General features: G+C 65.7%; 21 protein-coding genes and 1 pseudogene. 4 read left to right on the top strand and 18 right to left on the bottom strand.

Annotated elements, in window-relative coordinates; translation table 11 throughout:
- Positions 1-160: 160 nt before the first annotated feature.
- Both hpt and L1F31_RS05290 read right to left on the bottom strand, forming a co-directional pair.
- Positions 161-712, bottom strand: coding sequence for a hypoxanthine phosphoribosyltransferase (hpt, locus tag L1F31_RS05295; RefSeq protein ID WP_025778026.1), 552 nt, complete (start codon positions 710-712; stop codon positions 161-163).
- A 46-nt stretch (positions 713-758) separates the two neighbouring features.
- A complete protein-coding gene (locus L1F31_RS05290) occupies positions 759-2117 on the bottom strand; it encodes an MFS transporter (RefSeq protein ID WP_265419626.1) in 1359 nt (452 codons plus the stop codon).
- 74 nt (positions 2118-2191) lie between these two features.
- Here L1F31_RS05290 and L1F31_RS05285 point away from each other — a divergent pair, with 74 nt between their 5' ends.
- Complete coding sequence (locus L1F31_RS05285; RefSeq protein WP_265419625.1) at positions 2192-3496, top strand: amidohydrolase family protein; 1305 nt, start codon at positions 2192-2194, stop codon at positions 3494-3496.
- Between the two features lie 63 nt (positions 3497-3559).
- On the opposite strand, the gene tilS is transcribed toward L1F31_RS05285, so the two are convergent.
- Genes tilS through dacB form a run of 3 tightly spaced genes read right to left on the bottom strand, consistent with a single transcriptional unit; the run spans position 3560 to position 7222 of the window.
- Positions 3560-4687: a tRNA lysidine(34) synthetase TilS gene (gene tilS, locus L1F31_RS05280; RefSeq protein WP_265419624.1), complete on the bottom strand. Its 1128-nt coding sequence runs from the start codon at positions 4685-4687 to the stop codon at positions 3560-3562.
- Positions 4680-5696 carry a zinc-dependent metalloprotease gene (locus tag L1F31_RS05275; protein WP_265419623.1) on the bottom strand — a complete coding sequence of 339 codons (1017 nt, stop codon included), beginning with the start codon at positions 5694-5696 and terminating at the stop codon, positions 4680-4682. The genes tilS and L1F31_RS05275 overlap by 8 nt, the downstream gene beginning before the upstream one ends.
- Positions 5693-7222 (bottom strand): D-alanyl-D-alanine carboxypeptidase/D-alanyl-D-alanine endopeptidase, encoded by a 1530-nt coding sequence (gene dacB / locus L1F31_RS05270; RefSeq protein WP_265419622.1) that lies wholly within the window; start codon positions 7220-7222, stop codon positions 5693-5695. The genes L1F31_RS05275 and dacB overlap by 4 nt, the downstream gene beginning before the upstream one ends.
- Before the next feature lie 106 nt (positions 7223-7328).
- Between dacB and L1F31_RS05265 the strand changes: the two genes are divergently transcribed.
- Both L1F31_RS05265 and L1F31_RS05260 read left to right on the top strand, forming a co-directional pair.
- Positions 7329-7817 carry an inorganic diphosphatase gene (locus L1F31_RS05265; RefSeq protein WP_265419621.1) on the top strand — a complete coding sequence of 163 codons (489 nt, stop codon included), beginning with the start codon at positions 7329-7331 and terminating at the stop codon, positions 7815-7817.
- 163 nt (positions 7818-7980) lie between these two features.
- A complete protein-coding gene (locus L1F31_RS05260; protein WP_265419620.1) occupies positions 7981-8622 on the top strand; it encodes a VOC family protein in 642 nt (213 codons plus the stop codon).
- A gap of 894 nt (positions 8623-9516) precedes the next feature.
- Here the strand turns inward: L1F31_RS05260 and L1F31_RS05255 are convergent.
- The 12 genes and pseudogenes from L1F31_RS05255 to L1F31_RS05200 all read right to left on the bottom strand — a co-directional run.
- Positions 9517-11532 (bottom strand): annotated as a pseudogene (locus L1F31_RS05255) (PhoX family protein); the annotation flags it as partial.
- 165 nt (positions 11533-11697) lie between these two features.
- Positions 11698-12459 carry a CPBP family intramembrane glutamic endopeptidase gene (locus tag L1F31_RS05250; RefSeq protein WP_265419619.1) on the bottom strand — a complete coding sequence of 254 codons (762 nt, stop codon included), beginning with the start codon at positions 12457-12459 and terminating at the stop codon, positions 11698-11700.
- A 25-nt stretch (positions 12460-12484) separates the two neighbouring features.
- Positions 12485-16468 (bottom strand): efflux RND transporter permease subunit, encoded by a 3984-nt coding sequence (locus L1F31_RS05245; protein ID WP_265419618.1) that lies wholly within the window; start codon positions 16466-16468, stop codon positions 12485-12487.
- A 101-nt stretch (positions 16469-16569) separates the two neighbouring features.
- Entirely contained in the window at positions 16570-17832 is a 1263-nt protein-coding gene (locus L1F31_RS05240; RefSeq protein WP_265419617.1) for an MFS transporter, read from the bottom strand.
- Positions 17829-18731 carry a nitroreductase family protein gene (locus tag L1F31_RS05235; protein WP_265419616.1) on the bottom strand — a complete coding sequence of 301 codons (903 nt, stop codon included), beginning with the start codon at positions 18729-18731 and terminating at the stop codon, positions 17829-17831. The genes L1F31_RS05240 and L1F31_RS05235 overlap by 4 nt, the downstream gene beginning before the upstream one ends.
- The gene (gene msrA, locus L1F31_RS05230; protein WP_265419615.1) at positions 18719-19249 is read right to left on the bottom strand and encodes a peptide-methionine (S)-S-oxide reductase MsrA; all 531 of its coding nucleotides are present in this window, start codon (positions 19247-19249) and stop codon (positions 18719-18721) included. The genes L1F31_RS05235 and msrA overlap by 13 nt, the downstream gene beginning before the upstream one ends.
- A gap of 52 nt (positions 19250-19301) precedes the next feature.
- Positions 19302-20438 carry a hypothetical protein gene (locus L1F31_RS05225; protein WP_265419614.1) on the bottom strand — a complete coding sequence of 379 codons (1137 nt, stop codon included), beginning with the start codon at positions 20436-20438 and terminating at the stop codon, positions 19302-19304.
- Between the two features lie 4 nt (positions 20439-20442).
- The gene (locus tag L1F31_RS05220) at positions 20443-21108 is read right to left on the bottom strand and encodes a peptide deformylase (RefSeq protein ID WP_265419613.1); all 666 of its coding nucleotides are present in this window, start codon (positions 21106-21108) and stop codon (positions 20443-20445) included.
- Positions 21109-21121: 13 nt separating this feature from the next.
- Positions 21122-21925 carry an HpcH/HpaI aldolase/citrate lyase family protein gene (locus L1F31_RS05215; RefSeq protein ID WP_265419612.1) on the bottom strand — a complete coding sequence of 268 codons (804 nt, stop codon included), beginning with the start codon at positions 21923-21925 and terminating at the stop codon, positions 21122-21124.
- An 8-nt stretch (positions 21926-21933) separates the two neighbouring features.
- Positions 21934-22464: a MaoC family dehydratase gene (locus L1F31_RS05210; protein WP_265419611.1), complete on the bottom strand. Its 531-nt coding sequence runs from the start codon at positions 22462-22464 to the stop codon at positions 21934-21936.
- Between the two features lie 71 nt (positions 22465-22535).
- Positions 22536-23042: an SRPBCC family protein gene (locus L1F31_RS05205; RefSeq protein WP_265419610.1), complete on the bottom strand. Its 507-nt coding sequence runs from the start codon at positions 23040-23042 to the stop codon at positions 22536-22538.
- Between the two features lie 109 nt (positions 23043-23151).
- Positions 23152-23484 carry an ArsR/SmtB family transcription factor gene (locus tag L1F31_RS05200; RefSeq protein WP_265419609.1) on the bottom strand — a complete coding sequence of 111 codons (333 nt, stop codon included), beginning with the start codon at positions 23482-23484 and terminating at the stop codon, positions 23152-23154.
- Positions 23485-23657: 173 nt separating this feature from the next.
- On the opposite strand from L1F31_RS05200, the gene L1F31_RS05195 reads away from it, so the two are divergent.
- Positions 23658-24479 carry an HAD-IIA family hydrolase gene (locus L1F31_RS05195; protein WP_265419608.1) on the top strand — a complete coding sequence of 274 codons (822 nt, stop codon included), beginning with the start codon at positions 23658-23660 and terminating at the stop codon, positions 24477-24479.
- A gap of 192 nt (positions 24480-24671) precedes the next feature.
- On the opposite strand, the gene cls is transcribed toward L1F31_RS05195, so the two are convergent.
- Complete coding sequence (cls, locus tag L1F31_RS05190) at positions 24672-26162, bottom strand: cardiolipin synthase (RefSeq protein ID WP_265419607.1); 1491 nt, start codon at positions 26160-26162, stop codon at positions 24672-24674.
- Between the last annotated feature and the right edge of the window lie 103 nt (positions 26163-26265).

The raw sequence follows: 26265 nt of genomic DNA, 5'->3' as shown, positions 1-26265 counted from the left end.
GTACTTCGCACCGGCACAGCCCGAATCGGTGTGCACGCCCGATGACGAACCGTGATCGCAGTGCACCGGCATAGCCCGAATCCGGGCGGAACTATTCCGCGCCCGGTGTCGGATGGACCGCCGGTTCGACGCGAGCGTAAAACTGCGGCGGTGTCTCGGCTCAGCTGTAGACGTGCTGGGCCAGGGTCGCGACGAACGGCACGTTGCGGTACTTCTCCGCATAGTCGAGGCCGTAGCCGATGACGAATTCGTTGGGCACGTCGAAGCCGACGTACTTGACGTCGATGTCGACCTTCACGGCTTCGGGCTTGCGCAGCATCGTGCAGATCTCGACGGTCGCGGCTCCGCGGGTGCGCAGGTTCTGGACCAGCCAGGACAGGGTCAGTCCGGAGTCGATGATGTCTTCGACGATGAGGACGTGACGGTCGGTCAGGTCGGTGTCGAGGTCCTTGAGGATGCGCACGACGCCGGAGGATTTGGTGCCGGAGCCGTAGGAGGACACGGCCATCCAGTCCATCGTCACCGGTGAGTGCAGCGCGCGGGCGAGGTCGGCCATGACCATGACCGCTCCCTTGAGGACGCCGACGAGGAGGATGTCCTTGTCCTTGTAGTCTTCATCGATGGCGGCTGCCAGTTCAACGAGTCGTGCGGCTATCTGCTCTTCCGAGACGAGTACTTTTTCGATGTCATTGCCGAGATCGTTGATGTCCACGAGCGTCGCTTCTCCTCAGATGGGGTCCTGGAGATTCCATTATGGGTCACGTTGCCTCACCGGTGCCACTGTCGGCCTCCTCGGTGCCTCTGTCGGTCTCACGGGTGCCAGCCTCACCGGTGCCGCCGTGCGGTCGGTCCGGAGCCAACTCGTCATCGACGGTTCCGGGTCCGGCCGAGAGCCAACCGGTGACCGCCATGAGTGCGGAGATGCCGACCATGAACCACAGCGGCACCTGCCATCCGCCGCTGAGGCCGAGCAGACCGCCCAGGGCCAGGGGCCCGATCGCGGCGAGCACGTAGCCCGAGGACTGCACGAACGCCGACGTCGAGGCTGTCACGGACACGTCTCGGGTGCGGGAGGTGATGAGAGCCAGCGCGGCGGGGAACGCGAAGCCGCCGTAGCCGAGCAGAATCGCCCAGATCCACGGAGTGGTGGCGGGGATGAGCAGCAGTCCCGTGTAGCCTGCGACGGCGCTGACGCCGAAGGAGACGAGGAATGCGCGTGGGGCGATGTTGCGGACGATGATCTGCGGGGCGAGGAATCCTCCGGGCAGTCCGCCGAAGGTCACGATCGTGAGCATGATTCCGGCGAGGAACGGGTCGAGCCCGGCATCGCGGTAGATCTGCGGCACCCACCCGAACTGGACGTAGGCGTTGGCCGATTGGAGGCCGAAGAACATCGCCATGTACCGCGCCTTCGGTGAGAAGAACACCGGTCGCCGAGGCGGTTCTTCCACCCGTTGTGCGCCGGGTTCCGTGCCCGGACCGGAGGTGACCGGCCCTGACGTGCCCCGCCCGGAGAGGATGGGCACTGACTTCAGCGTCCGCAGCACCGCCCAGGTGATGAGTGCGGACAGAGGCAGGAGGAGCCAGAACCCGAGCCCCACACGCCAGCCGCCGAAGCTGTCGGCCAGAGGCGCGGTGAGCAGCGACGGCAGCATCGACCCGAGGCCCAGCGAGACGGTGAATGTCGTGGAGCCCAGCGTCGGCCGGTGCGGGAAGCGAGCCTTGACGTAGACGGGCAGGATGACGTTGCCGATCGACATTCCGGCCAGGGCGAGGATGGTGAGCAGGCCGAAGGTCGTCCATTCGGTGACGACCGCGCGCAGCCCGACGCCTGCGACGATGGCCACGCAGCTCAGCGCCAAGGCGGTGAATAGGCCGAGACGTTTGAGCAGGGGCACAGCGATGATGCCGCAGATCGCGAAGACGAGGCCGGGGAGGGCGGTGAGCAGACCGGTCTGCCATTCGGCGAGTGAGAAGCCGTCCTTGACTTCGGAGAGCACGGGACCCAGCGAGGACGCCGCGGGCCGCAGCGATGCTGCGATGAGCACGAGGCAGGCCAGAGCGAGGATGTCCAGGCCCCGGGTGCGGCGGAACCCGAGCTCGGTCGAAGTCGTCATGTGCTCATCCTTTCAGACAGCTGTCGTTGCCGTGCTGCGGGGCCGGGCTCCGGTTCCGGCCGTAGTGTTGGACCATGACGATCGTGAAGAATGTGCGCCTCTTCCCGCGCACCCCCGATGCTCCTGCCGTCGACGTCGAGATCGGAGAAGGGCTCATCACCCGCGTCTCCCCCGCGGCAGACCGCGGTGCCGGGGAGTCTGGTCGCGGCACCGGCGCTGCTGTGGAATCGGATGCTGGGAACACCGGCCCGGATTCCGGGGACGAGGTCATCGACGGTGCGGGACGGATTCTGCTGCCCAGCCTCGGCGATGTCCATGCCCACCTGGATTCGAATCGGATGGGGCAGACATTCCGACCGCACACTGCCGACGGCACCCTGCACGGGTACATCATGAATGACCGTGAGAACTGGCGCCATGGTGAGCGTTCGGTGTCCGACCAGGCGTCCTATGCCATTGCTGAGATCATCGCCTCGGGCGGGACCCGCATCCGCACACATGCCCAAGTCGACGCGGACTGCGGACTCGAACGCTTCCACGGAGTCAAGGCGGCTCTCGAGGCTCATGCCGATGTCCTCGACTTCCAGATCGTCGCGTTCCCGCAGGCCGGCATCGTCCGCGAACAGGGTGTGCGTGAACTCCTCGACGCGGCACTGGCCGACGGCGCCGATCTCGTCGGCGGCCTCGACCCGCTGCTCTATGACCGGGATCCCGTGACTCACCTCGACACCGTCTTCGCCCTGGCGCAGAAGCACGGCAAGGGCATCGACATCCATCTCCACGAGGCGGGCACCGCCGGCCTGTTCTCACTCGAGGAGATCGCGACCCGCACCCGGGCGGCGGGAATGGACGGACAGGTCACTGTCTCCCATGCCTTCGCCCTCAACACGAACCCGGAGGCCCAGGTCGCTCGCGTCCTCGACGCCCTCGCCGAGGCGGGGGTGTCCCTGACGACGGTCGCCCCGGCCAAGGGAGTGCTGCCGCAGGCGATGATCGCGAAGCGTGGTCTGGCCCTGGGCCTCGGTGAGGACGGGCAGCGTGATTACTGGAGTCCCTATGGTGATGGCGATCTGCTGCGCCGAACCTGGCAGCTGGCGTTCACGAACGGCTTCCGGGCTGATGCCGACATCGAGGGCTGCCTCGATATCGCCTCGCGTGGGGGTGCCCAGGTGTTGGCCGGGGCACGTCCCGATGGTTCGCCGCTTGTCGAGGATGCCCGGTTCGGGCTCGGGATGGGAGCGCCCGCCGATTTCGTGCTGCTTCCAGCCGATACTGTCACCTCGGCGATCATGGACTGTCCGGTCGAGCGGGACGTGTTCAAGTCGGGTCGGCTCATCGCCTCGGGCGGTCGGCTGCTCGGAGGAACCCGTTCGAGCTGAGCGGCGGCCCGCCGACCGCGGGTGTCGCCCCGTCGGTCGCGGGTGCGCCGGCCATTGCGTCGGCTACTGCCGCCGGCTCTCGTGCGCCTTGGCAGCCACCTGGAACACGACGTGGCCACGGTCGATGACGACTTCGGTGTCGCCGGGCAGCGACAGGCGGCCGCGTCGGCGGCTGCGGATGAGACTGCACAGTTCGGACACGCGGGTTCCCCCGAAGTTCTGGGCGGGTACGCCGAGTGAGATCGCCCAGTCTCGGACGACCCGGCCGAGCACCGCATCGTCGAGGACGGTGAAGGCTTCGACCGGCACCGAGGCGGCCCCTCGCAGCCCGTGCACCACCGCGTTCGCGCGGTCATCGAGATAGTCGGCGTCGGCGCGGCACAGGTCGGCGGTGCGGGCGAGATTCGCCACCAGCGGCTGACCGAGTTCGGTTTCCAAGACGGCGAGAAGCTGCCGGGCCCGCACCCGGGTGAAGGCGGGGTCTACATTCATCGGATCGTTCCAGACCTCGATGCCCTGCGCCCGACAGGACTCTTCCGTCTGGTCCCGGTCGAGGCCGAGCAGGGGGCGCAGCAGCCGCCCTGTCTGCGGACTCATTCCGGCCAGGGACCGGGTGCCCGAACCGCGCATGAGCCCGAGCAGAACGGTCTCGGCCTGGTCGCTGCGGGTGTGGGCGGTGAGAATCCAGTCGGCACAGGATTCTCTCCGCGCGGTCTCGAGTGCTGCGTAGCGGGCGGTACGCGCCGCGGCTTCGACCCCTTCCTCACCCGCGGTGATGTCGACGGGTGCCCTTCCGGCGGGCATGCCCCAGGACTCGGCGGTGGCGACGACACGGCGGGCCACCTCGGTGCTTCCGGATTGAAGGCCGTGGTCGACGGTGACGGCGCGGGCGCGGACCTCTCCGCGACGATGGAGGAAGGCCGTCGCGTGGAGCAGCGCCATCGAATCCGCTCCCCCGGACACGGCGACGATGAGCCCCGGCACGGTCGGATCCGACTCGGCTGAACCCGATTCAGCCGGATTCGGCACTGCGGGTCTCGGCACGGTCGGATTCGACTCTGCCGATCTCGACTCAGTCGGATTCGGTTCGGCCACCGAAGCCGCGGCGGCGAGGCCGGCACGCACTGCGGTGCGGATGGCTGCGCTGGCGGGGTCAAGGGTGGGCCGCCTCGGTGACGGACTCTCAGCCATGGACCCGGTCGAGCCAGAGGTGCGGGTCGTGGATCTCGGCGGTGCGCGGCAGGTTGGCGGGAGCTTCGTAGATGCGGGAGAACCCCTTCTGCCCGACCTCCCGACGCACTGCACGGACGAACTTCGCCCCGTCGCGATACTGGGCGAGCTTGAGGTCCATGCCCAGCAGGTTGGACAGGAATCCGCCCTGCCCGGCGTCCCGGCGGGCCTCGAACTTCCGGCGCAGCTTCCGCACGCTCGGGATCACCCCGGCCCCGACCTCGTCCATGACGACATCTGCATGGCCTTCGAGCAGGGACAGGATCGCGGTCGCCTCGTCGAGTGCGGAACGCATCTGTTCGTCGCGGATGAGATCGACGAGGCTGGCATCACCCTTGACGATGCGGCCGAGCGTGGCGAAGAGATCGACGATCCCGCCGACCCCGGGCATTGACACTCGCGTGGACACGACCCCGGACAGCAGCGAACGCATATGCTCGCGCAACCACGGGGCGGTCGCGAACTGGACTTGGTGGGTCGCTTCGTGCAGGGCCACCCACATGCGGAAGTCCCGCGGATCCACACCCATCGCCTCCTCGGCGATGAGCACGGCGGGCGCGACGAACATCAGCCTTCCGCACTCGACAGCGAAGGGGTCGAACTGACCGAGCACCCGGGTCGACAGCAGCGACAGGACACCGGCGACCTCGACGGCCGCGCCCTTCGCGGTCGCCGGTGTCACGGGTGCCGGCAGGGCCGCCTCGTCGACCATTCCGTTGACGGACTGCGCATTGGCCTTCACCCAGCCGACCTGGTCGAGGACGAGCACGGTTCCGGCGGCCAGCCGGGTGCGCACCGCATCGGCATGGGCGGGCTCGAGCAGGAACGAGTCGAGGACGAGGTCCTGGGCGGTGAGCGCGTTGTCCTTCATCCCGGTCACAAGCGCATCGAGCTCTCCCGGGTCCGGGGCCTTCTTCGCTGCGACGAGCTCACGGGCGGTGCGGGCGGCGAATTTCTCATCGACGATCATCGGCAGCCGCAATTCGCGAGTGCGGTGACGATGTCGTCCACGGTCTGTCTGGCTTCCAAGATCTTGTCCTTGTCCACGTCGTCGATCTGGATGGAGAACACGAGGTAGCGGCCTTCCGCGTCCAGCACACCTCCGGCCAGGGAGGTCACGGTAGAGAGGGTACCGGTCTTCGCGTGCACGACCCCGGAGGCGTTCTTCTCATCGACCATTCTGTCGTGCAGGGTTCCGGTGAGGCCGCCCACCGGGAAGTAGCTGATGAGACCGGCCAGGGAGTCGTCGGCGACGACGGAGGCTTGGAGGACGGTCGTGAGATCGTGCGGGGCGATCCTGTTGTCATACGACAGACCCGAGGTGTCCACGAGGTCGGTGCGCCCGAGATCGATCGAATCACCGAGGGCTTCGAGGACGGCCTGCGGGGCGGCTTCAAGGCTGCCCTCGTCGCCCCGGGCGAGGGCGACCTCGTTGCCGAGCACCTCGGCGACGACATTGTCACTGTGCACGAGCGCGTATTCGACGATCTCGGAGATCGTCGCCGACTCCACCCGAGCGAGCTCCTTGCCGGCCTCACCCGATCCGGCTCCGTCCTGCGCCGAGTCCGAACCGGCCTCACCCGATTCGGCTTCACCCTTCGCCTCGGTCGTGGTGATTCCGGCCCGCTTGAGCTCCTTGGCGAAGATCGTCAGCGCATCGGCGGCCGGGTGTTCGCTGCGGGCCCGCCATTCCCTGTCCTTCGACCCGATATAGGCGGTGTCGACCATGATCGGCTGGATCGGGGCGATCACTCCCTTGGCGATGTCGACGCGATCCCAGCCGGAGTCGAAGTCCGCGCCGGTGTACCGGTGCGTATCCAAGCCGAGCGCCACCTCGGTGATTCCGTCGTCCTTGAGCGCCTCTGCGGTGTCTTCGGCCAAGGTCCGCAGCCCGCCGTGGCCGTTGACGGATCCGGGATCGGAGTCCCCGGCACCCAGCAGCACGTCCCCTCCCCCGGTCAGGGTCAGGGTGTTCGCTTCGGCATCGAAGTCCGCGGTCGTCGCCAACCGCGTCTGCCCGCCGATGGCCTTGAGAGCCGCAGCCGCGGTGAGGACCTTCGTCACCGAGGCGGGGGTGCGCGGCTTCGTCTCGTTCTTCGCATAGAGGACATCGTCGGTCAGCCCGTCACGGACCTCGAGGCCGAAGCCCTTGACCTTCGAATCCTTGAGGATGGGGTCGATCTCGTCCGGAATCGTCGACGGCACGGGAGCAGAATCCTCCACCGCCGAGGCGGGGGCGGGAACATCTTTTCCCTGTGCTTGGGGATCGGGCACGGTTTGGACGTCGATCTGAGGTGCCGTGGTCAGCACGCTGGGAAGTCCGGGCACGAGGTCGAAGGCGTCGACGGCGGCGTAGGCGCCGAGCGCGAGCACCAGGACTCCCGCGGTGATCGCCCCGCCCTTACCCCTGCGACGTCGCTGCTTCTTCGCGTCGCTGCGCGGGGTTTCGGAGTCCGCCTTGTCCGCTGGCTTCGGCTCATCGGGGATGTCGTTCAAACGCGCTTCTCATTCCTCGACGACCTGTGCAGGCCGCCGTCGGTGGACGATGACGGGGACTTGTACCATCTATTCTAGTGATGCACCCCTAACGTGAAGGAGCACTATGGAACTGTTGGCCACAATCGAGATCCCCCGCGGATCCCGCATCAAGTACGAAGTCGATCATGAGACCGGTCGCGTCAAGCTCGACCGCTACCTCTACACCTCGATGCAGTACCCCGCCGATTACGGCTTCATCGAGGACACCCTCGGCAATGACGGTGACCCGCTCGACGTGCTCGTGCTGCTGCCCGAACCGCTGTTCCCCGGTGTGCTCATCGACATCCGCCCCATCGGCATGTTCCAGATGGAAGACGAGGCCGGAGGCGACGACAAGGTCCTCGCCGTGCCCGCCGGAGATCCCCGCTGGGACTCCTACACCGACATCTCGGATGTGGACAAGTTCATGCTCGACTCGATCGAGCACTTCTTCTCCCGGTACAAGGACCTCGAGCCCGGCAAGTACGTCAAGGGCTCGAGCTGGGCCGGCCGTGAAGCCGCCGAGGCCGAGATCAACGCTTCGATCGAGCGTTTCAAGGCCGAGGGCCACTGAGTCCCTGCCCTCTGCGCACCAGATGATCGACCGCCCGGATGATGACATCCGGGCGGTCGAGTCGTATCAGCGGCAGTGCGATCCTCCGGGACCGTGATGATCGTCACGATTTCTTAGGTGACCCTAAGGGGCAGTGTGAGCCAGGTTATGCCATCGTCGAGTCATGAAACTCGATCATGTGTCATTCGCCAGTGAACCAGATGGATATCGCGCGACGGCCGAGCGGATCTCAGAGAAGCTCGGAGTGGTTCCCTATGACGGCGGTGTGCATCCTCGATTCGGCACCAGAAACCTCATCTTCCCTCTCGCGAACGGCCATTACCTCGAAGTCGTAGAAGCCTTGGAGCACCCGGCCGCTCTCTCGACCCCATTCGGTCAGGCGGTGCGGGCTCGTTCCGAGCTCGGCGGCGGCTGGATGGGCTGGTGCGTCTCGGTCGATGATCTCGCCGCGGTCGAATCCCGCCTCGAACGCAAGGCCGTCGACGGCAACCGCACACCGGAGTCCGGTTTGGAGCTCAGATGGCTGCAGATCGGCATCAAGGGGCTCATCGCCGATCCCCAGCTGCCGTTCTTCATCAAGTGGTCAGCCGACTCCTCGCAGCATCCGTCGACCTACAAGACCAATTCCGCAGTCGCCATCGACACCCTGCAGATCGCCGGCGACCGTGATCGTCTGCGTGATTGGCTGGGAACTCAGGATGCCAAGCCGATCCCGGAGATCAACATCGACTGGTCCGCACCCCATGGGACACCGGGCATCATGTCGGTGAGCTTCGAGACGCAGAACGGCCCCGTCGTCATCTGAGACCGGCCTCGGGGTGTAAGCCCGGCAGTGTCAGAGCTGCACCTCTGCCACTGCCGTTATGGGTGTCAGCGTGACGCCACTGTCAGGGTCGCACCCGGGTCGCAGTCGGTTCGCACCCGGTTCGCAGTCGGTTCGCACCCGGTTCGCAGTCGGTTCGCAGTCGAGCCGGCTGAAGATGCCGTCGTCTCTGCGCTGCTCCGACTGACAGCCATTCAGAACAGCCGCCAGACAGAGTTCAGGACGATCCGTGCCGATTTCTTGGAATCTCAGCACGGATCGTCCTGAACTTGTTTTCAGCGGCTTGCTGCCGCCGGCAGTCAGCGCCCGTCGGTCATCTGTCGGACGCGGTTCCGGTCACTGGCCGGATGAATCGTCGACCGGCTCGCCACCGTCGTCGCCTTCTGCGGCGTTCTTCCGACGCATATGAGCGGCTGTGGCCATCGCTCCGCCCACGGCGAGCAGTCCGGCGCCGCCGCCGAGCAGCGGCAGTGTGCTGTCCGTACCGGTCCACGGCAGGTCACCGCCGTCCGAGCCGGACCCGCCGGAACCGGATCCGCCCGAACCCGAGCCGCCGGAACCGGAGCCGCCGTTCGAACCAGATCCACCCGAGCCGGAACCTCCCGAGCCGCCGTTCGAGGAGCCGCCGTCGCTTCCGGCGGCCGAAGCCGCCCCGGCTGCCGCAGCATCCTTCGCACCATCCTGCGACCCAGCGGTCGAGCCGGAGCTGTCGGCGTCCGTTCCGGTCTTATCGCCCTTGGCATCGGCGTTCTCATCCGATCCGGCGCCATCGGCGTTGCCGTTCGCGTCCGAGTTCTCCGAACCCTCATCTGAGCCGTCTGCATCGGCGTCCTGGTCCTTCGGCGGTTCCGTCGGATCCGGTGCCGAGCCGCCGTCGCCCTTGATCACCTGCACGACCGTGGGTCGTGGTATCGCGGCCACACCCTTGTCGACGTCGGTCTCGTCGACGTAGTCGGGGAACTGCGAATGCTGGTCGGACCACGATCCGTCTTCGCCGGGGTGCTGGACGGCGACGAACGCCGACTCGTACTCATCGTGCACCAGCGGTCCGCAGACCTCGCCCTCTCGCGGGACGGAGAGGAACTGTTCGACGCGGCCGCGCTGGTCCCCTTCGATCGTGACCTTGAACAGGCCGTCGCAGTACCCGATGCCGTCGGGAGCGCCGTCGGTGGAGATCCACAGATTTCCGGCCGAATCGAAGGCCACGTTGTCCGGGCACGAGATCGGTGAGACCTGGTCAGCGGGGAAGCCGGAGAAATAGGTGGCGTCTCCCTGCTTCGGGTCACCGCAGACGATCAGCAGCGTCCAATCGAACTGGGTTCCCGTGTGGTCGCCGGAGCGCTCGGTGATCTCCACGATGTGCCCGTCACGGTTCTCCGTGCGCGGGTTCGCCTCATCGGCGGCGGCCTTCCCATCGGTGCCGCGATCGGAGTTGTTCGTGCACGCCACGTAGATGCGGCCGTTGATCGGATTCGGCTCGACGTCTTCGCAGCGGTCCATCTTCGTCGGTCCGACCTTATCGGCGGCCAGACGTGTGTGGACGAGGACCTCTTCGGCAGAGAATCCCGAAACCTGGGACTTGCCGTCCTTGAGCAGCGGCAGCCACTGTCCGCTGCCGTCGAATTCTCCGTCTGCGGGCACTTCGCCGCTGCCGTCGATCTCGGACTTCGGCGAGTTGCCGGTGAACTTCGCGACATAGAGGTCGCCTTCGCTCAGCAGGGTCTTGTTGTGTTCGCGATCGCCCTCGACATAGGTGCCCTTCGAGACGAACTTGTAGAGGTAGTCGAACTTCTCGTCATCACCCATATAGGCCACGGCGTGACCCGATTCGGAGATCGTGATGTTCGCCCCTTCGTGCTTGAAGCGGCCCATGTTCGTGTGCTTGTGCGGGGTGGAGTTCGGGTCCCAGGGGTCGACCTCGACGATCCAGCCGAATCGGTTCGCTTCGTTCGCGTAGCCGGAGTTGTTCGTGTCGAAACGGTCGACATCGGCTTCCCAGCCGTTGGCCGAGTCTTCGCTGCTCAGGCCGTAGCGCTTGTCCGCCGCCGAGGTTCCCGGAGTCTTGAAGTACGAGTTGAAGTTCTCCTCACCGGAGACCAGGGTTCCCCACGGGGTGAGCCCACCCGAGCAGTTGCCGAGGGTGCCCTGCACCTTGTCACCGTTCGGGTAGTCCTTCGTCCGCAGCAGGTCGGAGCCGGCAGCGGGTCCGGTGAATTCGTATTCCGTGTCGATGAGGAACCGCCGGTTCTTCTTCCCGTTGACGTCGACCGTCCACGTCGACTTCTCGTCTTTGCGGACGAGTTCGGCCACAGTCAGTCCGTGCGCCTCGCGGCTGATCGCGCGCTGGTCGGCTCCGTCCATGTCCTCGGGGTACATGATGGCGTCGTTCGTGTACTCCTGATTGGAGAACAGCACCGCCCGGTTCGAATCGCTGTCGTCGACCTGGATGGAGAGGAAGTCGTTGTTGTAGCCGAACTGGCGACGCTGCGCCTCGGGTGTCTGGTTCTCGGGGTCGAATTTCGGGGAGTCAGGGAACAGGGGGTCGCCCCAGCGGACGATCGGATGCCAAGAATAGCCTTCAGGGACGACGAACTCGTCGACCTCATGATGGACAGGATCGATGGCGGTGAAGGCGAGGCTGCCGGCGGTGGCAGCCGCTGCAGTGCGCGCGGTCGGGCTCGGTGCGGTGGTCACAGCGATTGCCAGGGCACCGGCGGCCGAGGCGCCGAGGACTGCACGACGGCTGATCTTCGCGTTGACGATATCGCGGAAGTACCCATTCGCCGATGTGTTGCAGGTGGCTTTGAGACAGGCGTTGTCGCACTTGAGTGCACAAGTGACGGGGCTGCGCTTGCCACGCACATGGTCGGCCATCGGCAGAAAGGTTCGCATCGATAATCTCCTCGCATCGGGACGTTTCTCCTCTCCGCTGTCCGCGCCGCGCACGATGCGCACCGGAGAGGCTCACCCGATCGAGACTCCCACCGGCAGGAGGCCCTGCGACTACCCGTCGGTGAACTGAGAATGAACCCGCAGGAACGAGTGCATGTCCCGGTCTCAGCCGAAGTCGACGAGGCTGAGCACGCCCGGGGCCAGGAATCCGACCGCGTCGATGATGAGATGTGCCCACACCAACGGCATCAGACGACCCTTGCGGAGGAAGTACCAGCCGAAGATGAGACCCATCGCGACGTTGCCGATGAACGGGCCGATGCCCTGATAGAGGTGATAGCTGGCGCGGAAGACTGCCAGCGAGATGATGATCGTCCAGGGCCCGTATCCCAACTGCCGCAGGCGGACCGCACCGAACCCGAAGATGAGGACCTCCTCGAGGATGCCGTTCTTCGCCGCGGCGAGGATGAGCACCGGGATCGTCCACCAATGATCGCCGAGGTTGGCCGGCTGGAGTTCGGCAGTGATCCCCAGCGCCCTGCCGCCCGCATACACCCCGAGGGTGCCGATGCCGATGATGAGGAAGATGAGGCTGCCGTGCCCGAGGTCGCGGAGTCGGTGTCCATCGACGCCGAGGCGGCTGCTCAGTTTCGTGTGCCCGTTGTCGCGAGTGAGGAGGTAGAGGGCGAGGACGACGGGGACGAGAGTGAAGCTGATATCGAGCAGCTGGTAGATGAGGTCGAATCCGGGTCGGGGCGACTGTGAGGTGTTGAGTTTGGCCTGGGCATCGCTGATGGGTCCCCGGGTGGCGATATCGGTCAGCCGCACGATCGCGTAGACGGCCGATTGGCCCAGGGACAGGGCCGCAATGAGACCGAGCTCGAACCACAGGCGCTTTCTCTCCTGTGGTTCGAGCTCGGTCGTCATGCACCCAACTCTAGCCGGGGTCGGCTCAGTGCTTGGGTTCGCTGCCCCCATCGTCGTGGCGCGGGTGCTGGCTGCGCAGGGTGAAGTCGGTTCCCGAGGAGTCGGCTCCCCCTGCACCGGTCTCGCCCGCGGCCGGGTCGCCCTTGTCGGTGTCGCCGACGCCGTAGTCACCGGAACTGGACTGACCCGGGTCAGCCTGGCCTGGATCTGCCTGACCCGGGCCTGCCTGGCCGGGGTCTGCCTGGCCTGGATCGGTCTGCCCTGAGCCGAACTGACCTGAATCGGATTGACCTGGGTCAGTCTGACTTGGACCTTCCGAACCTGGGGAAGACTCACGTGAGCCGGTCTCACCGGAGCCAGCCACAGCTGACTCGGACGGGGCGGTCGAAGCTCCTGCCCTCGAGGCTGTCGCGGTTGCGAACGAGCGGTCCTCCGCACGCGCCTCGGCGGTGTCGAGGACTTCGCCACGGGCCATGTTCTTCACGTACCGCTTCTCCGCACGCCGTTCCTTCACTCCTTCGAGGAGCAGGTAGAGCACGGGCACGAGGATGAGCGTGAGCAGCGTCGAACTGACCAGACCGCCGATTACGACGATCGCCAGGGGCTTCGAGATGAACACTCCCCCGCCGGTGAGTCCCAGCGCCATCGGCAGCAGGGCGAAGATCGTCGCTGCCGCGGTCATGAGGATCGGGCGGAAACGCAGCCGGGCGCCATGCACGACAGCCGTGCGCAGTTCCACCCCGCGCAGGCGGAAGTGGTTGATGAGGTCGATGAGCACGATCGCGTTCGTGACCACGATGCCGATGAGCATGAGCAGTCCGATCATCGACGTCAGCCCCAGCGGGGTGTCGGTGATGAGCGAGAGTGCCACCGAACCTGTCGCGGCGAACGGGATCGAGACCAGCAGGATCAGCGGCTGCAGCAGCGACTTGAACGTGGCGACCATGATGACGAACACAATGAGGATCGCGGCGAGCATCGCCAGTCCCAACTGAGCGAACGCATCATTCTGCTCCTGCGTGGCACCACCGGTGTCGACGCTGACCGAATCGGGCACGTCCACCTCGTCGAGCGCGGACTGCACTTCGGTCGACACAGCACCGAGGTCGTCGCCTTCCGGGGTCACTGACACTGTGGTCGAGCGCTGCGAGTCCGTGTGGCGGATCGTCGGGGCGGTCTTGATCTCCTTGACCTCAGCCACATCGTCGAGCGTGATGAACCGCGGTTCCCCGGTCACCGCGGGAGCACCCGCGTTGGGGTCACCGGCACCGGCCGCTCCGGCACCGCCAGCTGGGCCGGCTCCGCCAGCGCCACCTGCACCACCAGCGCCGCCAGCATCACCGGCAGCGCCAGCGCCGGCTCCACCTGCTCCGCCAGCACCGCCGGCATCACCTGCACCGCCAGCACCGCCGGCTCCACCTGCTCCGCCGGCAGCGCCGGGCGCGGGAGTCGCCTCCTTCGGCTTGCCGGGGATCTTCAGATCGCGCAGCTTCTCCACGGTATCGGCGTTGCGGTCGAAGAGCAGCACCGAATGGGAGACATCGTCGATGACGACCTCCCCGATCTGCTGGCCGTGCATGGCGCGCTGGACATACTGTCCGATGGCCGCCTCGGTGAGGTTCTCCTCTGCTGCCTTCTTATGATCGACCTTGACCTCGATGACGGGCTGAACCGACTCGATGTCGCTGGTCACCGACTGGGCGCCGGAGACGCCGTCGAGTTTGTCCGTGACCGTCTTCGTGGCGTCCTCGAGGACCTCCGGGTCCGAGGCCGTGAGCGTGACGTCGATCGTCTGCGCTCCGGGCGCCGAGGTCTGACTGGCCACCTCGACGTCGCCGACGTCCTTGAGGTCGTCGAACTTCTTCTGCAGATCGGTCGAGATCGACTGCGCCGAGACACCGGACTTCGTGTTGACGATATAGGTGCCCGTCAGAGACGAGTCGTCGGTGAATCCGAACGTCGATCCGCCCAGCGACAGCTGGTAGTTGTCGACATCGGAGTCGTCGGCGAGGATGTCCTCGACCTTCTCCGCCTGCTTCGATGCCTCGTCGAGGTCGGTGCCCGGGGCGAAGGTCTGCGACACCTGCAGGGAGTCCTGACCGGTGTCGCCGAACAGTTCGGTCTTCAGCTGCGGGATCATCGCCCCGGTGCCAGCCAGCACGAGCACGGCGATGAGGATCATCACGATCGGGTGCTTCGTCGAGAACGCGATGGCCGGCATATACGTCTTCTGCAGACGTGTCACCGGCGAATGCATTCCGGCGAGCTCGTCGACCTCTTGGGTGCCGTCCTCGGATTCGCCGTAGCGCGGTCCGCCCCCGGCAACGCCGGCACCGGCACCGGCAGTGGTACCGGCAGCTGGTGCGGCAGTGTCGTCGCGTGGACCTTTGTCCTCGGCTTCGGCACCGGCGGCGACGATATCGCGTTTCTTGTCGGCCTTCTTCGTGGCCTTCTTCTCGGTCCGCCACTGCGAGAGCATCGACTTGCGATTCCGGCGGATCTCCGCCTTCTCCGCCCGGGTCAGCTTGACCTTCGACTCACGTTGGCGCAGGAACCAGTACGCGAGCACCGGCACGATCGTCAGCGCCACGAACAGCGATGACAGCAGGGCGATCGTCGCGGTCAGCGCGAAGGGACGGAACATCTCACCGGTCTGTCCGGACACGAACGCCAGCGGCAGGAACACCGCCACCGTGGTCAGCGTCGATGCCGTGATCGCGCCCGCCACCTCGGAGACCGCGGCAAGAATGTTCGAGAACTTGTCACCGCCGGAGGCATGCCGTCGTCGGATCGATTCGATGACGACGATGGAGTCGTCGACGACACGGCCGACGGAGATCGTCAGCGCGCCGAGGGTGAGCATATTCAGCGTCTCCCCGCCCATCCACAGGCCGACGATCGCGATGAGCAGCGATAGCGGAATCGAGATCGCGGTGATGATCGTCGCGCGGACCGACAGCAGGAAGACGAGGATGACGAGGACGGCGAAGATGAGGCCGAGCCCACCCTCGTTGAGCAGATCGTGGATCGACTGTTCGATGAAGGGCGCCTGATCGAAGGCGGAGACGAACTCGGTGTTGTCCCCCACCATCTTCTCGAGCTCGGGCAGCTTATCGGCCACCGCATGAGAGACATCGACGGTGTTCGCATCGGATTCCTTCATCACGGACACGGACAGCGACGGCTGGCCGTTCGTGCGGGAGATCGATTCGACAGGTTCGTCGACGAGCTTGACGTCGGCGACGTCCGAAATCTTGATCGGACCATCTTTCCCGGAGATGACGAGATCCTTGATCGCGTCGATCGACCGGATCCGGGTACCGACCTCGACAGGTGCCGTGCCGTCGTCGCCCTTGAGCTCACCCGCCGAGGCGGGCACACCGTTGGACTGGAGGATTCCGGCCACCTCGTCGAGGTTTGCTCCTTCGTCCTCGAGGTCGTCACGACGGATGCTGATCTCAACCTGTTTGGTCTTCGCACCGGCGATCTGGACCTGGGAGACCCCGTCGATCTTCTTCAGCTCCGGTTCGACGATGTCTTCGAGGTTCGCGGCGAGTTTGTCCTCATCCGCATCCGAGGTCACAGACAGCGCGAGCACCGGAATGTCATCGGTGCCCATCATCATGACGTTCGGTTCGACCCCTTCGGGCAGGCTCGGCTGCACTTGGGACACGGCTCGCTGCAGGGCTCTGACGACATCATCGGAGTCGTCGCCGTACTTCGTGCTCACAGTGATCTGCGCACTGCCGGCAGACGATGTCGAGGTCATGTCTTCGACCTCGGGCAGGGCGGTCAGCGCCCCTTCCAGGGGGTCGGTGACTTCGGATTCGACGGCTTCGGGGGTGGCGCCGTCATAGGTGGCGGTGATCGTGGCCTGCGGATTGTCGAGGGACGGGAAGAGCTCTTGCTTGAGAGCACCGGCTCCGATGACGCCGAAGATGATGGCGACGACGGAGATGAGCGCGATGAGCGCCCGGTTCTTCAAGCTCAGCCGGGTCAGGAAACTCACGGAGGGGACTTTCTGGTCGTTGGCAGGACGACGACGCAGAACGCCGCCACGCCCATCCTAGTGAGTGTCCGCTCAGAGGCACATGAGGAAAACCTGACTCCTCAGGATTCCTTGGCCCTTTCGCGCGCCTGGCGGGGGCGGGTCTCACGGCCGAAGAACCACAGTCCCGCGGCGATGACGCCGAGGAGCCCGGTGAGCAGGAACGCCCACGAGTAGTCGAAGCGGTCGACGATCGCACCGGCGATGATCGGTCCGACGATCGCACCGCCGTCGAGGGCCATCTGGTAGCGCGCGAGCACCCGGCCGCCCTTGCGTTCGCGGCCGATGACATCGGCCACCGTCGCCTGCTGGGCGGGGTTGGCCAGCCCGGAGCCGACTCCGGCGATGACGGAGAAGACGAAGAACACCCAGATCGAATCGGTGAACGCCAGCGCCGCAGTGGTCACGCCGAGGACGAAGAGTCCCCATTGGATGAAGGGTTTGCGGCCGATCGTATCGGCGAAGCGTCCTACGACGGTCACGGCCGAGGCGTTGCCGATGGCGAACATCGTCAGGGCCAGTCCGGCCACTGCGGTGTCGGCCTTGAGCGCCTGAATGGCGAACAGCGGGTAGATGGCCACGCGGATGCCCATCGCCGACCACCCTTGGACGAAAGCGGAGATCAGGGCCGAACGGTAGGCCGAGTCACTCCAGGCCTGACGGAAGGTCATGACCTCCTGCTGCTTCTCGTTCTTCTCCGCCTCCAGGCGGGCACGTCCTGATTTCGTCGAGGACCCGAAGGCAGCCGTCGACCCGAGGAAGAGGCGCACGACGATCGCGGCGATGAGCAGCCCGACGGCGTAGATGATGAAGGGCACGCGCATCCCCCAGCCGGCCATGGCTCCACCGAGGACGGGGCCAGCGATATTGCCGACGAGGAACGCGGTCGCATAGGTCGAGGAGGCCTTCGCCCTGGCATCGATCGGTGCGAGGCGGACGATGAGCGCCATCGCGGAGACGCTGAACATCGTCGATCCGATGCCGCCGAGCCCGCGGAAGACCAGCAGCTGCCAGTAGTTCTGGGCGAAGGCCACGGCCGCGGTGGAGGCGGCGACGATGAGGAGGCCGGTGATGTAGATGCGGCGTTCACCGAAGGCATCGACGAGGCGGCCCGATGACGGGGAGAAGACGAATCGGAAGAACGCGAACGAGGAGACGACGATGGTGGCGGCGGTGACGCCGAAGTCGAAGCTCGCCGCGAACTGGGGCAGCACCGGGGCGATGATGCCGTAGCCGAGGGCGACGATGAAGGCCGCTGCTACGAGGACGTAGATCTCCTTGGGCAGGCGGCGCGTTTCCGGTGTCTCGGTGTCGGGTGTGCTCACAGGGTATCGAGGAACTGTTCGGGGGCGGGCAGCGGACGAGTGCTCGTGGTCAGGCGCTGACGGTACCGTTCGGGAACGGCGCCGATGTAGAACCAGCCCATGAGCAGTTCGTTCTCCTTGAGTCGGTGGAGCCTGCGGACCGGTTCGCTGTTGGTCAGGGTGCCCGAGCGCCACATCACGCCCCACCCGGCTTGCCACAGAGCGAGTTCGAGCAGGTGCCCGGCCCCGGCGGCGGTGGCGTGCTGCTCCCATTCGGGAACCTTGTCATGCTTCTGCGCTGAGGCGACGAGAGCGAGGAGGAGTTCGGCACGCAGCGGCTTCTCATTGACCTCGCCGGGCTTGCGGCTCACCCCGGCTGCTTCATCGAGGGCCTCGCCGAGGCGGTGCCGATCGTCACCGCGGATGATGAGGAACCGCCAGGGGCGCAGTCCTTTGTGGTCGGCGACCGAGGAAACCGAACGGATGAGTTCGAGCAGGTCGGAGTCGTTCGGGGTCTCCGGGTCGACCTTGGAGATGGATCGGCGAGTCGACAGGGCGTGCAGGACGGGGTCGGCGACGAGGTCGATCGATGACGGCACCGAGTAGTCCGGTCCACGGCGGGTGGGCGTACCGGAAGCAGCGCGCTCATGCGCAGCGGAGGCGGCCGCCTCGGCGCGTTGTGCCGACGAGTCCTCGACGGATTGCGTCGTCGCTTGCGCGGCCGCTCGGGTGTTCTTCACGTCCTCGGCGGCCAGATTCTTCGCCCATGGACCGGTGTTGCCGTCGAGGAAATGGGCGCGCACACGGTCCTTCGTCACTTCGCAGGCGTCGTCGCCGCGGGAACGTTTCGCATCCTTACCGGAGGATTTTCGGCACTTCTTGGACTTGTACTTCTTGTCGCCGCCCATCAGCTCACCCATTCAGCGAATGCGGTACGGGCACGGTGGAGCTTCGGGTCGATGATGACACGGCAGTAGCCGTTATCGGAGTTCGCGGTGTAGAAGTCCTGGTGGACCTCCTCGGCGGGGTAGAACGTGCCCAGCGGTTCAAGCGTGGTCACGATCGGTGAGTCGAAGAGGGCTTGCGCGGATTCGATGGCCTGCGCGAAATGCTGCTTCTCGGTCTCGTCGCGGTAGAACATGGCCGAGCGGTATTGGGTGCCGACGTCGTAGCCCTGGCGGTTGAGGCTTGTGGGGTCGTGACCGGTGAAGAAGAGTCCGAGGATGACCTCTTCGGGAACGATGTCGGCGTCGAAGGTCACCTGCAGCGCTTCGGCATGGCCGGTCGTGCCCGAGCACACCTCACGGTATCCGGGATTGTCAGTGTGCCCGCCCGTGTAGCCGGAGAGCACTTCGGTGACACCGGTGGTCCGCTGGTAAACGGCGTCGAGGCACCAGAAGCAGCCGGCGCCGAGGGTCAGGGTACGAAGATCGCTCATAACCGGTATAACGATGACAGGCGCAGGTTATTCCCGCAACGAGGCGGTTCGATCAGCTGCCCTCGGCGCGAAAGCTCAGCTGATCGGGCCCGGGCCACGTCGCCAGCACAGTCGTGTAGTCGTCCTCGTCGAAGACCTCGAAGCTGCTCGAGTATCCCGCGTCCTCGGACTCCTGCACGAGTCCCTCGGGGTGGAGAGTTCCCGGCACCGAGGCGTCAGGCAGATCGTCGGAGACGCTGACCTCGGAGTCGGGTGCGCTGAACCAGATGGCGTCAACATAGCCGTTGACGATGCTCAGGCTCAGTTCCGTCGCAGCACTCACCCCCGGATCCTGGTCTGCACTGTCTCTGATGCCGACGACCGGATAGGTCTGCGTTCCCGGGACCACCCGCGGGGATGAAGCCGCGGGGTAGACGTCGATGCGCTCGATGTCCTCGTCCCGGAGGACCTCGGCCAGCTGGTCGGCATCCAGCACAATCCGCTCGTTTCCCGGATACTCTGCTCTCGGGTAGTCGACCCAGACGAAGAAGCGGGCGGTCTCAAGCTGCTCGGCCACGGCCTCGGCGGTGTCCTGCGTGACGGGATGCGGCTGTGACAGCAGCAGGTTCACTGACTCCCGGATGTGGGAGGGCAGTTCAATCTCGACCGGCGCGTAGTCGAGGTCCTGGAGACCCGTGGCGTCGAGGTCCTGGAGCCTGTCGATGAGGATCGGTGCCACAGCGACGAAGCCGCCGCTTGCCCCAGCACCCAACCAGCGTCCGAGACCGGCGGGCAGCTTCGCGTCGATGGCCTCGGCGATGTTCTCGGCAGGAGTCCACGCCGCCCAGCTGACCAGGCCGGACGCAGCCGCCACACACGCATTGCGGAATGCCTTGGCCCTCGCGTCCTCTGCTTCGAATGGCGACAGTTCGTCCTCGGACGTGGGCTCCCAGGTCTGATAGCGCGCCGGCGCTCCCGCGTCGCGTCGGCCACCACCGAGGTCGAGCTCACCGAAATCAGAGTCGGCGAAGGCTCGGGTCCCCGCAAACCATGTCAGTCCGGCATTTGCCAGTGATGTGGCGAATCGGAGTGCGGTTTCGTGTTCGGCAGCGACGTCACGCCGGCGCACAAGCGCCAATGCAGCAGTGCCGACAGCGGTGACGGTACGGACGAGTCGGCGATGACGTGGTGGGATATCGGGAAAGCGCATGCTTTCACATCACCATGCCGCTGGGCAGAGCGAAGCCGAGTTCGGCTGCGGCCTTCTGCGTCGAGGGCTGGTGCCAGAATTTCGACACCGAGGCGTTCGTCGCCAGCGAGCGCATTTCGGCCCTGTCGAGGAAGAGGATGCCTGCGAGGTGATCGGTCTCATGGGCGACGATGCGGGCGGACCAGCCGGAGACCACCTCGGCGATGGGATCCCCGTTGAGGGCGGTGCCGCGCAGTTCGATCTCCCGCGGGCGGGCGACGACGGCCTGGTAGCCGGGGATCGACAGGCATCCCTCATAGAAGGCGACGTCCTCTGAGGTCGCGCGCTCGTATTCGGCGTTGAGGACCACCCGCAGCGGCATCGGTTCCCGCTGCCGCACCTCGGCGACCTCGGGGTCTCTGGCGCCGGGGTCCTCGGCGACGAACATCGACAGGCTCACCCCCACCTGTGGGGCGGCGAGGCCGACGCCGGGAGCGGCGAGCATGGTCGCTCGCATCACCTCGGCGAACCTCTTGAGCTCCGCATCGTCGACCTGCCCGTCGAAGGGCCGGGTCTCGGACCGGAGGACCGGGTCGCCGGCCTCGACGATGGGAGCGAGTCCATCCCCCGCCTCGGCGGCGGTGAGGACGGCACGGATCTGGGCGGCGATCATCGCATCGGTGCTGTTCACGGTCGGTCGATCCTCAGACGTCGCGGGCGACGATGAGTTCGGCGTGCTTGAGCAGTGGGGCGTCGATCATCTTGCCTTCGTAGGCGAAGGCACCCTTCTCGGTCTTCGCGAGGTCGAGGACGGCGCGAGCCCAGGTCAGCTGTTCGTCACTGGGGCGGAAGGCGTCGCGGACGACGGGCACGTGGTTGGGGTGGATCGAGACCTTGCCGGAGAAGCCGGACTGCACGGCATCCTCGGCCTCGAGGGCGAGTCCTTCGAGGTTCGGGATATCGGCCCAAATGGAGTCGAGGGCGTACTTGCCGTACGCGCGGGCAGCGAGCAGTGTCTGGCTGCGCACGTGCTTGGCGATGTCGCGGTAGTCGCCGTCGGCCTTGCGCGATGAACCCCCGCCGAGGTCGGCGATGAGGTCCTCGGAGCCCCACATGAGGGCATAGGCGTTGGGGGCGGCGGCGATCTCGGCCGCGTTGACGGCGCCGAGTGCCGTTTCGATGAGCGCGATGACCTGGTAGCCGGAGAGGATCGTGAGGTCGTTGGCGTGCTGCGACTTCGGCAGCATCACGGCCGTGTACTCGGTCTGCGTGAGCATTGCCAGATCCTCGCCGAGGTGGTCCGAATCCCTGGCATTGACGCGCACGACCGTGCGTGTGGGGTCGAGCGGATAGTCGATGATCGCCTCGCGGGCGGCGGCTTTGTCCGCGTCGTTGACGGCATCCTCGAGGTCGAGGATGACGATGTCGGAGCGTTCGGCGGCCTTCGTGTAGCGGTCGGGGCGATCGCCGGGGACGAAGAGCCAGGCGGGTTTGAATTCCAGTGCCATGGACGTGCTCACTTTCCGGATTCGGTCTGGTCGGCGGTCTCGGCCGCGGACGTCGTGGTTGCGGTGTCGTGGCTGGAGTCGAACATCATCGCCTGCCGCACGGCCTTGGCCACGAGCTTGCCGTCCTGGTTGTAGCCGCGGTGTTCGAAAGTGACGATGCCCTGGCCGGGACGCGACTTCGAGTTGCGTTTGTCGACGATCGTCGTTTCTGCGTAGAGGGTGTCGCCGTGGAACATCGGGGCGGGGAAGCTGACCTCGGAGAAGCCGAGATTTCCTACGGTCGTGCCTTGCGTCAGCTGGGACACGGACAGGCCGATGAGGGTGGCGAGGGTGAACATCGAGTTGACGAGCCGTTCGCCGAAGGGCTCCGTTGCCGACCAGGCCGCGTCGAGATGAAGGGCCTGGGTGTTCATGGTCACGGCCGTGAACCAGGTGTTGTCTGCCTCGGTGATGGTGCGGCCGGGCGCATGTTTGTACGTCGCGCCGACTTCCATCTCGTCCAGCCACAGACCTCGTTGTGCAATGACCTTCTCGCTCATGTAACGCTCCTCACTAGTCGTGATTTGAGTTTATCGTCCTTCACTGGACAGCCGGTAGTCGGCCCCGGGCGTCAATCCCGTGGGTCTGAGCTGATTTCGGTGTCGAGTTCATTGAACGCCGAGGACCAGCCGTCATAGGCACTCGCATCTTCGCCGGAGTCGTTCGGCAGACCGGTGAGGGTGAAGGTCATGCGAGTGGAGGCCGTGCCGACCTCGTCGAGTTCGATGCTCACTGTCGGGGCATCGTCGACCTGACCGGGACTCCCCCAGGTGAAGTCGAGGCGGACAGGTTCGTCGATGTGCAGGTAGCGGCCGGCAGTCGGGAATTCTTGGCCGGTATCGGGAATGCGCATGGTGTAGGTGTATTCGCCGCCGACGCGCAGGTCCACGGTCACTGATTCGCGCGGAGTGACCAGCGTTTCCGGGTGGAACCAGCGGGCCATGGTGTCGGGATTCGTCCAGGCCTCCCACACCCGGGAACGGGGTGCTGCGAACTCGCGGACGATGGTGAATCCGGGCTGGCCTGTCGCGTCCTGGTCAGTCAGATCGGTGCCTGTGGAGGTGTTGTCGGTGTTCATGGCGGTTCTCCTCGTTGAGTCGTTCATGTCGTTGAGTCATTCATGATGACGCGGCGATTGCGGTCATCGATGGTGGGCGTCTGCGGGCGTCAGGCCCGCGGCGCAAGGGTCAAGGCTGTGGCGGATCGGTGGGCACCTCCTCGGCGAGGATGCGGTCAAGGTTGTCGAAGCGTCGCTGCCATTCGTCGTGGGCCGATTGCAGCCAGTCGGCCGCCTCGGTGAGGGCGTCGGCGTTGAGCGCGACGATGCGCTTCTGTGCGGATTTCGATCGGGTGATGAGTCCCGCGGTCTCCAACACTTTGAGGTGCTGGGAGACTGCAGACCGGCTGACCGGGAGGGGCTCAGCCAGATCACCCGAACTCATTTCGCCTTCGCGGAGTCGATCGATGATCGCACGCCTGGTCGGGTCGGCGAGCGCCGCGAAGACGAGATCCATACTCATTTAAGCATCTCCTTAATTAAGTGTTTACTACAATACCCTTCACTCTTGCACTGTCAAGGGTCTGCCCGCATCCGCAGCCAGCATCCCAGCGTCGAAGATCTCACCGCATTCGCTGCCGAACCCGACTAGGCTGGAAGCAGCCGCTTCGGCCCACCCCGAGTTCGAGGAGAGACATGGATCGCGATTCGATCGAATGCTGGTTGACCGATATGGACGGTGTCCTGGTCAAGGAGAACAATCCCCTGCCCGGTGCGGCCGAGCTGCTCGCGCAATGGCGGCAGGCCGATATCCCCTACCTCGTGCTCACGAACAATTCGATCTACACCGCCCGCGATCTCTCGGCGCGACTGCGCTCGAACGGCCTCGATGTCCCCGAGGAGAACATCTGGACCTCGGCGATGGCCACGGCCGACTTCCTCGCCAATCAGGTCGAGCACGGCACCGCCTACGTCGTCGGCGAAGCGGGGCTGACCACCGCCATCCACGAAACCGGATTCGTCATGACGGAGAAGGACCCGGACTTCGTCGTCGTCGGCGAGACCCATTCGTACTCCTTCGAGGCGATCACGAAGGCGATCCGCCTCATCGACGCCGGCTCCCGCTTCATCGTCACGAACCCTGACGCCACCGGCCCCAGCCCCGAGGGAGTCCTGCCGGCCACCGGAGCGATCGCCGCGCTCATCACGAAGGCGACGAACCGCGAACCCTACGTCGTCGGCAAACCGAACCCGATGATGTTCCGCTCGGCCCTGAACAAGATCGGCGCACACTCGATGAGCACCGCGATGATCGGCGACCGCATGGACACCGACATCATCGCGGGAATGGAAGCAGGCATGCACACAGTGCTCGTGCTCTCCGGAATCTCCAGCGCCGAGGATGTCCGCCGCTTCCCGTTCCGCCCGAACGAGATCGTTGACGGAGTCCACAACCTGCTCGATGTGCCGCTGGAGGCCCGCGGGGAACTCGGCCCCGACCCCACAGGCTCCGCCTGACGGCAACGCGCTGCGCCCAAAATGTAGGGCGCTATCGGATACTTCTGAGCGCGGAAATTATCCGATAGCGACCTACGTTTTGGCCAAAGCATCCGATTGCGACCACAAGTTCGCCCCGCGAAGTGCCGCCCACTCACCCGCTCGACCACCGAGCCGGAAATCGCCCCACTGGAGGCACTCGCCACCGCCCCGTCACTGCAGCGCGGAGGTCAGCCTCATGGCGGATTCCATGTACCGGCGACTCCACGGCCGCTTCTCCCATTCCTCCAAGGTCAGCTCCCGGCTGGTGTCCTTGTAGTCCGCGACGACGTCGATGATGTCGTCGACCAGGTCGCCGCCGGTGGCCAGCAGGCTGATCTCGTAGTTGAGGCCGAAGGAGCGCATGTCCATGTTCGACGAGCCCATCACCGCGTAGATGTCGTCGACGATGAAGCACTTCGTGTGCAGCACAGCGGGTTTCGGGAACAGGAAGATCCGCACTCCGGCCTCGAGCAGCGACCGATAGTAGGACGATTGTGCCCTGTCGACCATGTACTGGTCGGCCTGTTCGCTGACGTAGAGTTCGACAGCGACACCGCGTCTGGCAGCGGTGCCGACCGCGGCCAGCAGCGACTCATCCGGAACGAAGTAGGGGCTGACGATGGCCAGGCGCTCCTGCGCGAGGTACATCATCGAGGTGAACACCTTGAGGTTCGGTTCGGTGGTGAAGCCGGGACCCGATGGGATGAGCTGCATAGCGCTCGTCGCCCCGCCCACCGTCGGTTCGACCTCGTCCCCTTCATAGGGTCTGATGCCCAGCGATTCCCCGCATTCGGTGTACCAGTCGGTGGCGAAGACGGCTTCGAGACCGGCGACGATGGGGCCGGAGAGCTCGACCATGATGTCGTGCCAGTGGCGGCCGATGCGCTCGTTCTTCTTCTGCAGGTAGGTCGAGTCGATCATGTTCTGCGAGCCCATCATCGCGCGCTTGCCGTCGACGACGATGAGCTTGCGGTGATTGCGCAGGTCGATGCGCCGGGCCTTGCCCCGCCACGGAATGAACGGAAGCATGAGATGCCAGTCGATGCCGACCGCGGACAGGCGCTTGCCCAGACGGTGGAATCCCGGGTACTTCCGTGACCCGAGGTGGTCGAAGAGCACCTTGACCTGGACTCCGCGCGCACTCGCCCGCTCGAGGGCCGCGAAGAAGACATCGGTCGTCTGGTCCCAGGCCATGATGTAGATCTCGACGTGGACGTACTCTCGCGCGCCGCCGACGAGCTCGGCCATGCGCGCGATTGAGGCTTCGTAGTCCGAGATCACCCCGTGGCTGTCGCCGGTGACCATCGGCAGCGCCGTGAGCGCCCGCCCGAGCTGAGCCACCGAGACGAATTCCCTGGGGGCGACGAGCGACGGCGGCACGTCGGGTAGGTCATCGGCTCCCTCGTGCATGAGTTCGTTCGCCTCGGCCTGAATGCGTGCTCGACGCTGATTGATGTACGGGCTGCCGAGCATGAGGAAGAGCGGAATGCCGACGATCGGCACGAACAGAATGAGCAGCAGCCACGCCGATGACGAGGAGGGCCGACGGTTCTCGGGCACCACGCCGATCGCAATGATCTTTGCGATGTATTCGAGCACGATCCAGCTCACGGACAGCACGGTGGGCAACGTGCCCAGGCCGAAATTGAGATCCGGCAGCATATCCCCCGCTTCCGTTCGGTCCGATTGCCTCAGCGGCATCCGCTGAGTCTGTCGTCCCACCTTATCGGCTCACCTGCCCGGACGCCCCGTCGTGGCGATCGCG

Source organism: Brevibacterium spongiae, from assembly GCF_026168515.1.
GTDB lineage: Bacteria > Actinomycetota > Actinomycetes > Actinomycetales > Brevibacteriaceae > Brevibacterium > Brevibacterium spongiae.
Note: the sequence above shows the minus strand (reverse complement) of the source record. Positions and strands in the feature narration are given on the sequence as shown.

Bases quoted from the DNA above. Each gene is read 5' to 3' on its own strand.
- L1F31_RS05290 (WP_265419626.1), bottom strand. From the start codon at position 2,117: ATGACGACTTCGACCGAGCTCGGGTTCCGCCGCACCCGGGGCCTGGAC.
- L1F31_RS05285 (WP_265419625.1), top strand. From the start codon at position 2,192: ATGACGATCGTGAAGAATGTGCGCCTCTTCCCGCGCACCCCCGATGCT.
- tilS (WP_265419624.1), bottom strand. From the start codon at position 4,687: ATGGCTGAGAGTCCGTCACCGAGGCGGCCCACCCTTGACCCCGCCAGC.
- L1F31_RS05275 (WP_265419623.1), bottom strand. From the start codon at position 5,696: ATGATCGTCGATGAGAAATTCGCCGCCCGCACCGCCCGTGAGCTCGTC.
- L1F31_RS05265 (WP_265419621.1), top strand. From the start codon at position 7,329: ATGGAACTGTTGGCCACAATCGAGATCCCCCGCGGATCCCGCATCAAG.
- L1F31_RS05260 (WP_265419620.1), top strand. From the start codon at position 7,981: ATGAAACTCGATCATGTGTCATTCGCCAGTGAACCAGATGGATATCGC.
- L1F31_RS05250 (WP_265419619.1), bottom strand. From the start codon at position 12,459: ATGACGACCGAGCTCGAACCACAGGAGAGAAAGCGCCTGTGGTTCGAG.
- L1F31_RS05235 (WP_265419616.1), bottom strand. From the start codon at position 18,731: ATGGGTGAGCTGATGGGCGGCGACAAGAAGTACAAGTCCAAGAAGTGC.
- msrA (WP_265419615.1), bottom strand. From the start codon at position 19,249: ATGAGCGATCTTCGTACCCTGACCCTCGGCGCCGGCTGCTTCTGGTGC.
- L1F31_RS05225 (WP_265419614.1), bottom strand. From the start codon at position 20,438: ATGCGCTTTCCCGATATCCCACCACGTCATCGCCGACTCGTCCGTACC.
- L1F31_RS05215 (WP_265419612.1), bottom strand. From the start codon at position 21,925: ATGGCACTGGAATTCAAACCCGCCTGGCTCTTCGTCCCCGGCGATCGC.
- L1F31_RS05210 (WP_265419611.1), bottom strand. From the start codon at position 22,464: ATGAGCGAGAAGGTCATTGCACAACGAGGTCTGTGGCTGGACGAGATG.
- L1F31_RS05205 (WP_265419610.1), bottom strand. From the start codon at position 23,042: ATGAACACCGACAACACCTCCACAGGCACCGATCTGACTGACCAGGAC.
- L1F31_RS05200 (WP_265419609.1), bottom strand. From the start codon at position 23,484: ATGAGTATGGATCTCGTCTTCGCGGCGCTCGCCGACCCGACCAGGCGT.
- L1F31_RS05195 (WP_265419608.1), top strand. From the start codon at position 23,658: ATGGATCGCGATTCGATCGAATGCTGGTTGACCGATATGGACGGTGTC.
- cls (WP_265419607.1), bottom strand. From the start codon at position 26,162: ATGCTGCCGGATCTCAATTTCGGCCTGGGCACGTTGCCCACCGTGCTG.